The following is a 14,528-nucleotide window of genomic DNA, read 5'->3' on the forward strand; positions in this document are numbered from 1 at the left end:
GAGCATTTTTGCAGAGCTAAAAGGATATGCATCTCTCTAAGGCATGGTCGATAAAGAGTTATAAAACAGACCGAGGAGAGAATTGCTGCCATGACAGAATACACAAACACGAAGCATCATGCGCTCAGATTGTCTGTCCAAGGGGTAAGCAAAGTATATCGAGTGAATCGGCAAGAGCTGGCTGTCCTTCGCTCTATTGATCTTTCAGTTGCCGCAGGCGAGTTTGTTACGATTATTGGACCAAGTGGATGTGGGAAAACAACGTTACTGCATATTGTAGCCGGTCTGGAGGAACCAGATGAAGGCGCTGTGGTAATTGATGGTATGGAAGGGGCGAAACGAGTTGGGCAAGTAGGCTATATGCTCCAACAGCCGCTGCTCCTTCCCTGGAGAACTGTTGAGGAAAATGTCTGTTTAGGCCTGGACATCCGACGTGAGCCACATCAGCAAGCACGTAGACGCGCGCGCCAGTATCTAGAACAATTTGGGTTGCTTGATTTCGCCTGGCACTATCCTGACGCCCTTTCCGGCGGTATGAGCCAACGCGTTGCCTTGTTGCGTACGTTTCTTTTCCATTCGTCATTTCTGCTGCTTGATGAGCCATTTGGCGCACTTGATGCACTCACACGCCTCTCTACAGAGCTCTGGCTCCTGAACTTGTGGCAAGAATTTAAAGCAAGCATTCTTTTTATTACCCACGATATTCGTGAAGCTATTTTCCTCTCTGACCGCATCTATGTCTTAAGCAGACGACCTGCTCAAGTAGCTTACGCCATTCCTGTTGACCTTCCTCGTCCTCGTCATCCTGAGCATCTTGCCTCCAAAAATGCCGTGGCACTAGAACAAGAACTTGTTGCCTATCTGATGAAGGAGGCTGTTTCATGAGACGGCGATATCTACAAGCTTATGCCTCAATGTTTCTTCCATTCGTTGCGTTGTTGCTCTTCTGGGAACTCTTTGATCATGTATCACAAATAAGCCCTTTACTTCTTCCTACGCCAATTCAAGTAATCAATGCACTTATTCATAACTGGTTTCTCATTTTTGACCATATGCTGCAAACCTTACAAGAAGCCCTTATAGGGCTCGTGGCTGGAGCTTGCTGTGGGCTTACATTTGCTATATTTATGTATCTGTTACCAACAATTCGCAAAGCTTTCTCCCCTCTCTTGATCGTCTCTCAGACAATTCCAATAATTGTTCTCGCTCCCTTGTTCCGCCTCTGGTTTGGCATTGATTTGAGCCCAAAGGTAATCCTCGTTGCCATGTTTTGCTTTTTCCCCATTACTATTGCCAGTATCGATGGAATTGAAAGTTCATCAAAAAAACTCGATGAACTAATGCAAAGTATGAATGCATCTCGTTGGCAGTGTCTCTGGTATGTTCGTCTGCCAGGAGCTCTTCCAGCCTTCTTTTCTGGCTTACGCATCGCTGCAACCTATGCGGTGACAGCAGCCATCTTTAGCGAAGTGATAGGAGCAGAAAAAGGCCTGGAAATTTTTATACAATATGCAGTCAATGCTCGTGCAACGGATCAAGTCTTTGCTGCGGTCTTTGTGACTTCCCTGCTTAGCCTGCTTCTTTTCGCGCTGGTCCTGCTCCTTGAACGATGTATGTTGCCCTGGCGCTATAACAGCGTACAACTACATGGAAAACATGTATCTGCATCATCATCGCTCGACACCCAGAAGAAAAAGCTTCCCTTCCTGAATACCACCTTTGTCATAATCGCGGTGGCTGCATTCATCGCGTTTCTCTTGCATCAGTATGCTCCGGAGCGGGCATTCTTGGGAAATACGCAAGGGAAGATGCAAAAGCTTGTATTAGTACCAGAAATGGAGCCAACACCGAACCATACAGGGATCTATGTAGCTCAACAGAAAGGTTGGTATAGGCAGGCGGGGATTGATCTTCAGATTCTACCTTTTTCCAGCACCGTACTGCCAGATACCCTGGTTGCAAACGGACAGGCAGATATAGGCATTAGCACAACTGAGCAGATAGTACTTGACAAAATTGCAGGACAGCCGGTTATCTCCATTGCCGCTATTACTGCACATAATGATGACGCGTGCTTCACCTTAGATAAGGGAAATATTACTCGTTTACGTGACCTTGATGGCAAAAAATTTGGAGAAGAGGGAGTAGCCTACGAAGAAGGTATTATGAGGGAAGCGCTTCAATACGATGGGGGAAAAGGAGATTTTCAGAAAATAATAATCACAACAGGCACACTTCAGGCGGTCCTTACCGGGGAGGTTGATTTCTCTTGTGAGTATGGTTTATCGATCAGGGAGGCTCTCTATAAAGGCATGAAACTTAAGGTGTTCCCTTTGACAGAGTATGGTGTACCTGATTACTACACGCCGAATTTTATCACCAGCCCCTCCCTCCTAAAAGAGAAATTCAAGCTCCTAAAGAATTTTATGCAAATTACTCAGCGTGGTTATGAATTTGCGCGTAACGAACCTGAAGCTGCGGCTCACTTACTCATGCAAGGAACAGCTGCAGGAACCTTTCCAGATACAGGTCTCCTTGAGAACGTGCAGGCCTATTTGAGTCATCGTTACACAGATCCTGGACAGCCGTGGGGGATACAAAAAAAGCGCGTTTGGGATGCCTATATCCACTTTGTTCTTGCAAAAGGCCTTTTGCGAGATAAGCAGAATCGTCCCGTAAAACAACTGGATGCCAGCAGCCTTTTTACAAACATCTGCCTCCAGCCTGGATAAAGCTTCTGCTCTCGATGGTTTCTCCCAGCTTGTTATGCTAAAGATAGAGAGGAGAAGATTTCCGATGAAGCAAGAAAAAGAACCCATCTATAGCGGAATTGCGACCTATTTGCGCACACCATACATTCACCTCAACGAGGCACAAGACTATGATGTGGCTATTCTGGGGATACCTGTAGACTATGGCACGACGGTGCGAAGTGGACAACGCTTTGCTCCACGAGCAATACGCGAATACTCTTTCTATAATTATGCTGAAGACGAGATGCTGTTCGATCTTTCAACCGATGAGCCGCTAACTGCTGCACGATTGCTGATAGGAGATCTTGGCGATATAGCTGTCTGGCCTGCCAACCCTGAGAAAACGAATGAGGCCATTATACAGACTGTATGTCAGGTGCGTACAACTACTTTTCCCTTCATCTTTGGTGGGGACCATTCTATTACTTATGCTACCTTTCTTGGCTGTAAACAGGCTTTAGATCGTCAGGGACAAATGCCACTGGGCTTATTACATTTTGATGCTCATCTTGATGTTGATGAAGATTTTCTGACCATGCCGCGGGTGCATCATGGAAATGTTTTCGGTCAGCTTATCAGGGAGGGTCATTTACAAGGAGAGCATGTAGTCTCCATTGGAATACGCGGGCTTGATTATCTTAGATGTGCAAGATTTGCGAAGAATGCCGGAATAAAGCAATATACGGCAGAAGAAGTGCGCAAGCATACTTTAGAGACAATAATGAACGAGGCCATTGCTTTGCTAAAGAATACCTGCCGCGCTGTCTATGTAACGTTTGACATTGATTGTATTGATCCTTCACAGGCGCCAGGGACGGGAACACCTGTATTTGGTGGTCTTCTTCTCCAGGAAGTCCTTCCAGCACTTCGTCTTCTCTCCCAGCTTCCAGTCGTCGCATTTGATCTTGTTGAGCTTAGTCCTTCTCTCGATACAACAGGAATCACCACCGTAGCTGCCAGCGAAATTCTCTGGCAATTTTTAGCATTTGGGTTAGCCATTTAATTCCCATATGTGCAACAACTGGTAAGTACAAAGAGGAAGAGGAGCATCGATATCCAGGCTTTCCCTTCTCCATAACTGATGGAGAGGAAAAATGCTCTTCCACCCATCAGCTCTGGAAAATGGAGGGCTCTATTGGGCTAACTGACGCAAAACAAAATTGCGGAACAAAGCTATATGCTTCTCGACAGGTGCATAGATCCCTCCAGAAGCATAAGCCCTTGACGTGACTCCTTGTTGGACCAGCTTGCATAGCTCGATGTCTTCTTGCGCAATAATATTCGCAAGAGCAACTGTATCCATCGGATCAAAGTCTGCAGCAGCGATAACCTCAGGTTCGAAGAGCCAGAAGGAAACGATAGATGTCGTCTGAGCACTTCGCGGATAGAAAACCAATACCTGGACATGATCGCGAACGAGCGTTATCGAGATATTAGGGAACACAACTATGGAATGGATGAGGCGCCTCTCTTCGGGAGCTAACGTGGAGAGTGGAGGGCGAGAAGCTCGTCCAGTGAGGGTAAACGCTTCGGCATGCTCGGCAAGTGCTAAGGGCGTCGTACTCTCTGCAAGGGTTGGATACGAACGGATGGTTGGAAACAGATCACAAAATTCGGGGTGGACGGTAGGACAATGATAACATTCCAGGCCATTCTCAAAGGCGATCTTCCAATTGGCCTGCACCTCATAGATCTCCGTCTTGCCTACCTCCAGTCCCTCTAAGTGATGAGACACATGTGACGAACCAACACAACTAAGAGGATCAGTAAGTTGAGAGGACAAGGGAGCAGGAGAGGGAGAGAGGTTGATCCAGATCAAACCCCAACAGAGCTCTAGAGCCACAGGCACTAAGCCAAAGGCCGCAGGATCAAAATCCTGGGCATGGAGCACATTGGGTGCGCCAAGCAAGCTGCCGTCAAGTTTGTAGGTCCAGCCATGATAGCCACATTGCAGCGACCCTTTGAGCCGCCCCTGGGCCTTGGCGCAAAGGCGGGCGCCCCGGTGCCGACAGACGTTGAAGAAGGCCCGCAGCTTGCCGTGCTGATCGCGCAGGAGGATGAGGCTTTCCTGGGCTAGAGTCACGAGCTGGTACATGCCTGGATCGGGCAGCAGGCTGCTATGGCCCACACAGATCCACAGGCGCGAGAAGATGCGTTCTTCTTCGAGGGCATGGATTTCTGGATCGTGATAGTAGTGGCCGGGCAGGGTCGCAGGCAAGGGCTCGTGAGCGCTTGTCGGTGTGGTCATCGTTTCTTCCTCACTTGCTAGTTAGAACAGAATCATGGAATATCCCTTTTTCTCTATCGGTTGTGGCGAGAGAAGGTAAAGGTAGTTCACCTTTCTCGCCTCATCATAACAAGAAATGGTCTCGCACAAAATTTTCATATGATCTGGCCTCATTTGCCGGGGGAAATTCAGGGTGGACCGGAACAAACTCATTTGGAGGCGTTTGTCTGGCAGCGAGGTGAGCATCAGTCAAATAGCGCCTTGCCAAGAACGCTTGCTGGAGATGAGCGCACCAGAGAGATTTTTGCAGCGCTGAGGTCAAGACCTGGAAATAAAAACGATTCCGCTGCTGAGGGTTGGTAAGGTCAACCTGGAACAATGTGAGTATTTCTTCCCATTGCGTGGCAGGGCACATCCACCAAAGCATATCAGCGAGATCATGCAAAGGGTCGGAAAGATGAAATGTTTCCCAATCGACCAGGTACATGCTTGTTGGGGTGACGAGGACATTGCCATGATGAATATCACCATGTGAGGGAACGAGGCCGGAGCCTTGAATGTGCGAAAGGCTGCACTCAGCTTGTTCTAGCAAATCCTCGATCTCTTTTCTATAAGCCATATCCTGGATGTAAGAATGCTGACAAAATGCTTTGCTGCATCGGAGAGAACGTGTAAGCAGATCGCGATAACTCTCATTGTACGAAGCAGACACATAACGACGAAGCGCTTGCAGGCTTTGAAGATGCTTCAGCAAGCCTGCTAAAGATCGAAAGTCGCCAGACTTCCAGGCGTAATTGAGCGGCGCAGCCTGTACATATTCTTGTACCGTAATGGTGGTATTGGCGAAGATCCCACCAGCCAGATAACTAGGGGTTAGCTGGCTATTGGCAAGATACTGGATAAGGCGATAATTGATTCCCAGTTTGACGAATACTTTGATATATGGCGATGCCCAGACAAAGCTCGGGGCGATTGTGCAATAGCTTTGCACAACTCGCCATTGAGTTGGCTGGACCGTGAGCTGCAAGTAGGCGCAGATACGTTCTTCCAGTGCTGTCATAGATATTTCCTCCGGAGCGTCCTGTGCTTTCATGGGTAACTGATATTGTGACCTTTCATAACAACAAAATCGGTCGATCTTTGCTCCTAGAGTATTAGAAGGGCGAGCCTCTCTTCTTGAGCAGGTACCAGATGTAGAAACGCCAGATGAAGGTATTTCCTGAAACGCTCTCCTATTCTTATGGACTTTGATGAGATTTGATTAAAGAATAGCCTGCTTTGTTCCGAAGGATATCAAAAAAGAGAACCGTATTGGGCAAAAGAAACCCAGGAGAAGAATGCAGGTGAAATATTCAAAGAAGGTTAAGGAAATGCCAGAGCTTACAAGTGTACAGCTAGATGGAAAAACATTGACTATCAGGGATGTTGTTCGGATTGCTAGAAACACGCAGGACAGCATATGTACACTCTCTCATGAGGCATGCCAAAGAATTGAAGCCTCCTATGCCCTTAAACAACAATTTCTCCAAACCAAACAGCCCATGTATGGAATTACAACGGGCTTTGGTGACAGTGGAAGGCGGCAGATTTCTGCTAGAAAAGCAGCCCAATTGCAATCTAATTTAATCAGATTTCTGCTTTGCGGCACCGGCCCGTTAGTTCCTCCTGAAGTGACAAGAGCCACAATGCTCATCCGCGTGAATTGCTTAGCGCGAGGGAACTCAGCGATACGAAAAGAAGTTATCAATCGGCTCCTATATTTTTTGGGGCAGGATATCTTGCCACTCATCCCTGCCTGCGGATCGGTTGGTGCAAGCGGAGATCTCGTTCCTCTCTCCTATCTTGCTGCTATGGTTATTGGCGAAGGAAACGTTTGTGAGCAAGGAACGCTTAAAGAGATAGCTGAGGTATTGAAGGCGCATAAGCTTGAGCCTCTGACCCTTGAAGCCAAGGAAGGGCTAGCACTGGTGAATGGAACGTCCTTTATGTCAGGCTTTGCCTGTCTTACCTCCTATGATGTAGGGGAATTGGCTTTTATTGCAGATGTGAGTACGGCCATGGCCTGTGAGGCTCTCTGTTGTAGTAGAGGGCATTTTGAGGCCTTTATACATGCACAGAAACCGCATCAAGGGCAAATAAAAAGTGCTGCCAACATTGCCCGCCTGCTAGAAGATTCGTGCTTGGCCCAGAGCGATCAACAAATCCTGGCGAGCTATGAGGAACTTGCCCAGAGGGAGTATCAAGAACTGGGGCAAATGCAGCAAAGCAAATATTCGCTAAGGTGTGCTCCTCATATCATCGGCGTCCTCTATGACACGCTCTCCTGGGTTGAGGCTTGGATCGAAACCGAGATTAATTCTTCGAATGATAATCCCTTATTTGATGTAGAAACTCAAGCTATCCATCACGGAGGGAATTTTTACGGAGGTCATATTGCTCAGGCCATGGATGCGCTAAAAATTGCCGTTGCCAATATTGCCGACCTGCTTGATAGGCAATTGGAATTGGTGGTTGATGAAAAATTTAATAATGGCTTGACTCCAAATTTAATTCCCTTTCTCAGGGAAGACGCTGAGGAAGCTGGTTTATATCACGGTTTTAAAGGTATGCAGTTGACTTGTTCAGCGTTAACCGCTGAAGCATTAAAATTAGCAGGCCCGGCTAGTATCTTTTCGCGTTCGACGGAAGCACACAATCAAGATAAAGTGAGCATGGGGTCGATAGCAGCCCGCGATGCCTATACCATGGTTGAGTTAGTACAGCATGTTGCGGCAATTCATCTTTTAGCGCTTTGTCAAGCAGTAGATCTGCGCGGAAGGGAACGTATGAGCACGCTAACACGGGCCGTTTATGAGGCCATACGCCAAACGGTTCCATTTGTTGGGAGTGATCGACGTATGGATGATGATATTGAAAAGGTGGTTACGTTGATTCGTTCCTCGACCTTGCGCCAGGCTATCGAAACTACTATGGGATAACAGCGGGAGAAGAGAGTTCGGACATGACACAAGAGATTGAAAAACGAGTTGTTGAGATCATTGCTCATCATCTCAAGATGCGAAAAGAAAAAATTACCCTGGAGACGCATCTCATGGGCGATCTTGGGGCTGACTCTATAGACATTGTTTCATTAGGGATGCGCCTTGAGGAAGAGTTTTGTGTCACTATCCCATCTGAAGTAATGATGTCGCATGATAGACTACAGGATCTGATTACTTATCTCACAACGCTTCTGGAAAAACAAACATCCGTTCCCTTCCCTCCTCCTCACAAGGAGGGCTAAGTGCCTCTTGAAACAAGATATGTGGGGTGAAAAGGTATGCTATCATCATCTGTCACAGACGAATGGAAATTTACCGAGTTCGTCCTAGCAGCGCAGCAAGAAAGTTTCTTGTACGATATTCCTGTGGTACAAGGTCCGGCTTACACAACGGTTTCTATCGAGCAGAAGGCCTACGTGAACTTTGCTGGAATCAATTTTCTCGGCTTGCAACAGGACCCGCAAGTTCTTGAGTATTTTACGAGAGCTGCCTATACCTATGGGCTGGTAACCGGGGGATCTCGAATGACTCAGGGGGTTAGTCAGGCTCATCGTGAGCTTGAGGAGATGATCTGCCGCCTGACTGGCAAGGAACGGACCATTACGTTTGCCTCAGGCTTGCTGGCCAACCTGGGCTTTGTTCACGCTATGAGTTCGCAATGCTATATGAATCCCCACTGTTCTATTGATAATCGGGATGCGATTTTTGTCCTGGATCATGATTGTCATTGGAGCTTGTGGAAAGCTGTTGAGCGCTTCCCCTTTGGAAAACAACTTTTCTCGTTTCGCCATAATACTCCTGCTCATTTGAGGGAGCTATTGATTCCCCTTGCTGGAAAAAAAGTAATTGTGATTTTTGAGAGTGTTTATTCCTCTGATGGTAGTATTGCCCCGATAGGTGAAATACTCGATATATGTGAAGAATATGGAGCAATAAGCTATGTTGATGATGCAAATGGCTTTCTCATCTACGGTCCCGAGCAGAGACCCTTCGCTCACGAATTTGCCCATCTGCCGCGGGCGACCTTCATTATGATGTCATTTGCGAAATCAGTAGGACTAGAAGGTGGAGCTATTGCCGGTCCACATGATGCTATTCTGGCGTTTGAACTTCTTTCTGGAACCTCTCTCTTCACAGCTGCTATGCAACCACCTACAGCAAGTACCGCACATATGATCATACAAAAATTACAGACCCATCCTCATCTCGTAGACACCTATTTAGAGCGGGCCGCTCTTTTTCGCCAGCGTTTAACAGAAATTGGCTGTACCCTTTATTCTTCACCTTCCTATATTACCTCTATTTTCGTCGGTTCTGATAGTAAGGTGAAGTGCATACGACGTGCATTTCATGAGCAAAACTATATTATCCCTGTATTTCATTATCCAGCCGTCAAACAGAACCAGGCAATTGTGCGCATCATCTTGCATGCTCATCATACAGAGGAGCAGATCAATGCATTTCTAGAGCTCCTCGCAGAGCTCAAAAAGCTGTATGCGTTTTAATCTTGCACGGGAGCCGTTGTGTTTTTGTTCCAGTATGAGAAGCAGGGAGAGGGTTTTATGAGAAGAGACATTACTGCTGATACCTGGCCGGCCTATCGCTACATTGTGCCCGATACTTATACACAAGCAAAAGTACGATTGACTGGTCTGGGGTCATCTATCCCGAAGGGAATGATCACCAACGATTTTTTTGCTTATATTGCCACACGCTTAGGATATCCACGCAAGGGTACCGATTTTGAACGAGCAACAGGATTAAGCGCTCGTTGCGTACGCTCTTGCACGCTTGAACAGTGCCGCAGGATTGCAGGTACCGATGCCCCAGGTCTTATAGATGATCCAATGGCATTTCATGATGAGAGCTTGATTGACATGGCAGTAGCAGCTGCCCAACATGCCCTGGCCAGCGCAGGGCGAGAAGCACCTGAAGTGGATATGGTGATTGCTACCTCTTCTTCTGACAATTATATATTTCCGACGATTGCGGGTTTGGTGCAGAGGCAACTTGGATGTAGATCCATACGTGCTTCTACACTCAAAGGTGGCTGCGCGTGTATTACGGAAGCGCTCCAAATGGCAGCGGAGGCACTTGCCACCAGCAACGTACGCGTCGTGTTGATCGTCGCAGCAGAAGCAGTCATAGCAAACTCTGTACATATTCTTGATTGGCGATCAAGCTTGCTTTTCGGGGAAGGGGCCAGCGCCTTTGTCCTGGAGCGCGGAATAACCCAGGGGGACGAAACCTATGCCATAAATGGCTACAATGCTCATCAAGCAGAGGTTTTATGGTACCAGGCGCTCTTGCACAAAGATGCAAGAGAGGCCGTCAATATTGATCAACAAATCTTAGAAATGTATCAGAAGAGCTGTGGTGAGCAGGTAGATCATCTTCTCGCAAAGTATCGGATGGGCTATGCAAGCATGAGTGGCAAACGCGTTTATGAGGATGCCCCACAAGCCATGGCCGAGTGTGTTGATGTCCTATGCCGTCATGCCCACCTTTCGCCTGAAGAACTTGGCTCTATTGTTCCTCATCAAGCCAATTCACGGATTGTACGTCGTGTCGGAGAAGTGCTTATGCTTGAGTACGGTTGGCCCGGCAACACGTCAGGAAAACTTGCTGACTACTTCTGCTCCTACGGAAATCTTTCTAATGCCAGTATTGGCGTCGCGCTTGTTGAAATGCTGCGTTCACAGCGTTTGCAGCCCGGTCAATGGATAGCGTTGCCTGCCGCAGGTGGAGGGTTTCACTATGGGTGCTGGTTGTTTCAGTATCAGGGCTTGAAGCATTCTGAAGTATTGGTAGCTTGAGATGACGATCGGTAAAGCAAAAGAGGTATTTCATGAAACAAAGCCAGATGAACGAAGAGAGTTGGTACCATTCAAGTAGGCTACCTCGCTATTCGTATGATACACTGCTGCAGCAGGCTGCAGAACGCTATCCCTCTCATCCTGCCATCATTTATCAGAACCGTATTCTTACCTATCAGACGATGGCTTCCATGGTTCGTCGTGTGGCCCATGGTCTCTACGAGTTGGGACTACGCAAGGGCGATTGCCTCTGCTTGTTCATGAGCAATCGGCCAGAATATTTGATTACATTTATCGCCGCAGCATCCATTGGAGTTATCGTTACCCCTTTAAATCACGAATATAAAGAGCGCGAAGTCCTCTACCAGCTAGAGAATGCTGAGGTGAAAGCTATCGTGCTCCATGCAGGTCTTTTTCCAACACTCTCTCAAGCATTAGCTCTTCATCCAATTCCTACTTTGCGCTTTATCATTACTATCGGGGACACGCTCTCTAAGAGCTTCTTGCCTACAGTTCCTTTTGTGAGCTTGTTAGAGCATTCGTTGCTACTACCATCTCTGGATACAAATATTCATCCTGATGATCTTCTGGCCTTGCCATATTCATCAGGTACTACTGGCCAGCCAAAGGGAGTGATGCTGGCTCACTCAAACCTCATCATCAATCACTTCCAGTTTATTGACAGCCTGGGTCTCTCACATGCTGATGTTGCTCTGCTTTTCCTTCCTCTCTCTCATATCTATGGTATGATGGTTGCTGGGAGCTTTCTGGCTTGTGGCGGCACACTCGTCTTGATGGATTCCTTTGATTTGGAACGATCCTTAGCGTTGTGCGAACGGTACCTTGTCACCTATTATTTTGTAGTTCCCTCGTTAATTGTCTTACTTGAAAGATACAAAGGTGACCTTCATGAGCTAAAACAGGTAAAGTGTCTCTACTCGGGAGCTACCTCATTACCGCTTGAGGTCGCACGCAGGCTGCAGAAGAAGATAGCTCCTCTCATTGTCCAGGCCTACGGTTTGACTGAAGCCTCACCATTGACACATGCTCAGCCACACCAACGAGATTTGTGGCGATTGGAGAGTATTGGAAAGCCAGTTTCTCATACGCGACAAAAGATCATGGACCTTGCCGGGGAAGGAAAAGAGTTATCAATACATGAAATAGGCGAGATTGTTGTGAAAGGTCCCCAAATAATGAAGGGATACTGGAAGGCAGAAGCTGAAACCAAGGAGATCATACGCGATGGATGGCTCTCTACTGGAGACATTGGCTATGTGGATGCAGAGGGCTATACATATATAGTAGGGCGCAAAAAAGATATGATCAAACATAAAGGATTTAGTATTTCTCCTGGAGAAATAGAGAACATTTTATTAGAGCACCCAGCAGTACATGAGTGCGCTGTCATTGGAGTTCCTGGCCACGAAGTTGGAGAATACATAAAAGCCTTTGTAGTGCTCAAAAAAGGTGAACAAGACATAGGGGAGACCCTCATCGACTTCGTGAATGATCAAGTGGCCCACTATAAACGAGTGCATTTTCTTGAAATTATCGAGGTACTTCCACGTACACCTTCAGGCAAGGTGCTACGGCGTGCTCTGCATCAGCCTTAGTGGCCCTGAGAAGCATCCCTTCTAGATACTTCTCTCAGGCCTCTTCCCAGGCTAGCCCACGGGCATAAGGCTCCCCGCTGTCGATTTAATAAACGTATTTCTACTTCATGTCTCCCAGAGAAGGGGCAAGGAAAGAGTGCCCTCAAGAGGGAAAGGCTTCTATCGTGCATCAACAAGGGCTGCTGTTCTACTTATTATATCTCCAACTGTTCTCATGCTCCTCATGTCTTCGTCAGGGAAGCTTATATGAAATTCCGTTTCAATACTGAGGATTAATTCTATGCATTCTATAGAATCAATCCCCAGATCACTCACTAAATCTGCTTCAAGCATGAGTTGCTCTTTCTCAAGAGCTGTTTTTTTTATGATCAAATTCTTGATATGTTCTTCTATTTGTTTCATAATTTGTGCCTTTCTTTACTCATTCTTTATCAGGAAAATACTCCACATAGAGAATAGTACTGTTTCCCTTATTTCTTTCTCTAATCGGTAGAGAAAAGACAATGTGAAGGCCCTATTCATTGGTTCAATCGGTTCTGCTTGCGATGAGAACTTCCTGCGAAATCTTTCGATTGCCTGGGCGAGCTCCTTTGGAGAAGTTTTCAGCAAATCTATGTGCCAGAGCACCGCCAGCGTTGCGTGAACCCCATGATCTTTCTGACCCTTTGTTATTGCGTCAGCTCGCCTCCCTGGATGCGCTCGGGTAGCGCTGGCCGCTCATCTTACTCGGCTCCGTTGGTTGTGGATACATCACCTATTGCTACACTAAATAATGCCGAATAGAATTATTGGTTTCCAACGAGAAAACAAAAGTAAGGAGACGATACGGTATGGAAAATATAGGCTTGCATGAAATATTAATGCAAAAATACAATCCATACCCGCTATATAGACAATTAAGCGAAACGTCACCTCTTACAAATCTTATCTGGAGGGGGCATCGGGTATGGATTGTAACGCGCTACGCTGATGTGAAGGCAATTTTGAAAGACCCTCGCTTTACGCTGGATAGAGAAAAAGTAGCTCTTGCCGCCAATGAACCAGGACCCAACGACGAGAGCCCTTGCCCACCTCTCCCACTTGACTGGAATCGGCATCTCCTCACTCTGGAGCCTCCTGATCATACTCGCCTACGAGTATTGGTTTCGCAGGCATTTACGCCACGCGCAATCGAACGGCAACGTACACGAGTCCAACAAATCACTGATGAGCTGATTGATGCCGTCCACTCTCGGGGTCAGATGGATCTCATCGAAGAATTTGCCTTTCCGCTTCCCTTCACCATCATCTCAGAAATATTAGGTATTCCTTCAAAGGATCGTCAGAACGTACGTAACTGGACACAACGCATCTGGAGGGGTGCATTTCCTGCGTTTGCAGACATTAGAGTTGCAGAGAAGGCTTTTTACAACTATATTACTGCCCTCATTGCTGAGAAACTCGCAGACCCAGGCGATGATCTCGTAAGCTCACTAGTAGAAGCAGCAAACACTACTGATACGCTCAATGAAAACGAACTGATTTCCCTGATCTTCCTGTTGATTACCTCCGGATATGAAACAACCAGCACATTGATTGGTAATGGGCTGCTGGCCTTGCTGGAACATCCAGAACAGATGCATCTGCTTCAGGCAGATCCAACATTGCTTCCCTCAGCTATTGAAGAGCTCTTACGCTATGTTGCCCCGATAAGTTTCCTTACACAACGCTGGGCTCGCGAGGATGTTTCCATGCATGGTCAGCTTATACGCAAGGGAGAGATCGTCAAGGGTATTTTGATCGCAGCCAATACGGATTCACGACAGTTTGCAGATTCCGAAACGTTGAATATTCTCCGTCGAGAGAATCCGCACCTCGCCTTTGGGAAGGGTATTCATCACTGCCTTGGAGCTCCTCTAGCACGGCTGGAAGGACAAATTGCGATAGGAACTTTGCTTTGTCGCCTGCCTCATATTCGTCTGGCAGTTGATCCTACACAGCTTATCTGGCGAGATCAGGGTTCTTTGCGTTCTCTGGCAGCTCTCCCTGTCACCTTCTAAAGGTGCAAACGTTTCCTTTTATCCTTCCTGTAGGAG

12 protein-coding genes are annotated in these 14,528 nt (G+C 47.1%); 9 read left to right on the plus strand and 3 right to left on the minus strand.

What is annotated here, in order from left to right; all coding sequences use genetic code 11:
* Window positions 1-90: 90 nt before the first annotated feature.
* The 3 genes from EPA93_RS14750 to EPA93_RS14760 all read left to right on the plus strand — a co-directional run bounded on the left by EPA93_RS14750 (window position 91) and on the right by EPA93_RS14760 (window position 3,756).
* On the plus strand, window positions 91-885 hold the full coding sequence (locus tag EPA93_RS14750; protein WP_129888252.1) for an ABC transporter ATP-binding protein: 795 nt from the start codon (window positions 91-93) through the stop codon (window positions 883-885).
* 167 nt (window positions 886-1,052) lie between these two features.
* On the plus strand, window positions 1,053-2,732 hold the full coding sequence (locus EPA93_RS14755) for an ABC transporter substrate-binding protein (RefSeq protein WP_277988974.1): 1,680 nt from the start codon (window positions 1,053-1,055) through the stop codon (window positions 2,730-2,732).
* A 64-nt stretch (window positions 2,733-2,796) separates the two neighbouring features.
* Window positions 2,797-3,756, plus strand: coding sequence for an arginase family protein (locus EPA93_RS14760; RefSeq protein ID WP_165423113.1), 960 nt, complete (start codon window positions 2,797-2,799; stop codon window positions 3,754-3,756).
* Between the two features lie 129 nt (window positions 3,757-3,885).
* On the opposite strand, the gene EPA93_RS14765 is transcribed toward EPA93_RS14760, so the two are convergent.
* Together EPA93_RS14765 and EPA93_RS14770 are read right to left on the minus strand one after the other, a co-directional pair.
* On the minus strand, window positions 3,886-5,001 hold the full coding sequence (locus EPA93_RS14765; protein ID WP_129888255.1) for an aromatic ring-hydroxylating oxygenase subunit alpha: 1,116 nt from the start codon (window positions 4,999-5,001) through the stop codon (window positions 3,886-3,888).
* Window positions 5,002-5,104: 103 nt separating this feature from the next.
* Window positions 5,105-6,040, minus strand: a complete 936-nt coding sequence (locus EPA93_RS14770) for a phosphotransferase (protein WP_165423114.1) — start codon at window positions 6,038-6,040, stop codon at window positions 5,105-5,107.
* Window positions 6,041-6,350: 310 nt separating this feature from the next.
* On the opposite strand from EPA93_RS14770, the gene EPA93_RS14775 reads away from it, so the two are divergent.
* From EPA93_RS14775 to EPA93_RS14795, 5 genes are read left to right on the plus strand one after another with little or no spacing between them, the layout of a single operon-like run.
* Window positions 6,351-7,958, plus strand: coding sequence for an HAL/PAL/TAL family ammonia-lyase (locus EPA93_RS14775; protein ID WP_207229552.1), 1,608 nt, complete (start codon window positions 6,351-6,353; stop codon window positions 7,956-7,958).
* A gap of 23 nt (window positions 7,959-7,981) precedes the next feature.
* Window positions 7,982-8,263 carry an acyl carrier protein gene (locus tag EPA93_RS14780; protein WP_129888258.1) on the plus strand — a complete coding sequence of 94 codons (282 nt, stop codon included), beginning with the start codon at window positions 7,982-7,984 and terminating at the stop codon, window positions 8,261-8,263.
* Window positions 8,264-8,299: 36 nt separating this feature from the next.
* The gene (locus tag EPA93_RS14785; RefSeq protein WP_129888259.1) at window positions 8,300-9,526 is read left to right on the plus strand and encodes an aminotransferase class I/II-fold pyridoxal phosphate-dependent enzyme; all 1,227 of its coding nucleotides are present in this window, start codon (window positions 8,300-8,302) and stop codon (window positions 9,524-9,526) included.
* A 57-nt stretch (window positions 9,527-9,583) separates the two neighbouring features.
* On the plus strand, window positions 9,584-10,837 hold the full coding sequence (locus tag EPA93_RS14790; protein ID WP_129888260.1) for a 3-oxoacyl-ACP synthase III family protein: 1,254 nt from the start codon (window positions 9,584-9,586) through the stop codon (window positions 10,835-10,837).
* A gap of 32 nt (window positions 10,838-10,869) precedes the next feature.
* Window positions 10,870-12,453 (plus strand): class I adenylate-forming enzyme family protein, encoded by a 1,584-nt coding sequence (locus tag EPA93_RS14795; RefSeq protein ID WP_129888261.1) that lies wholly within the window; start codon window positions 10,870-10,872, stop codon window positions 12,451-12,453.
* 159 nt (window positions 12,454-12,612) lie between these two features.
* Here the strand turns inward: EPA93_RS14795 and EPA93_RS14800 are convergent, their stop codons facing one another.
* Window positions 12,613-12,855, minus strand: coding sequence for an acyl carrier protein (locus EPA93_RS14800; RefSeq protein WP_129888262.1), 243 nt, complete (start codon window positions 12,853-12,855; stop codon window positions 12,613-12,615).
* A 428-nt stretch (window positions 12,856-13,283) separates the two neighbouring features.
* Here EPA93_RS14800 and EPA93_RS14805 point away from each other — a divergent pair, with 428 nt between their 5' ends.
* On the plus strand, window positions 13,284-14,492 hold the full coding sequence (locus EPA93_RS14805; RefSeq protein ID WP_129888263.1) for a cytochrome P450 family protein: 1,209 nt from the start codon (window positions 13,284-13,286) through the stop codon (window positions 14,490-14,492).
* Window positions 14,493-14,528 lie beyond the last annotated feature (36 nt).

The sequence above is a fragment of the Ktedonosporobacter rubrisoli genome, assembly GCF_004208415.1.
In the GTDB taxonomy this organism is placed as follows: Bacteria; Chloroflexota; Ktedonobacteria; order Ktedonobacterales; family Ktedonobacteraceae; genus Ktedonosporobacter; species Ktedonosporobacter rubrisoli.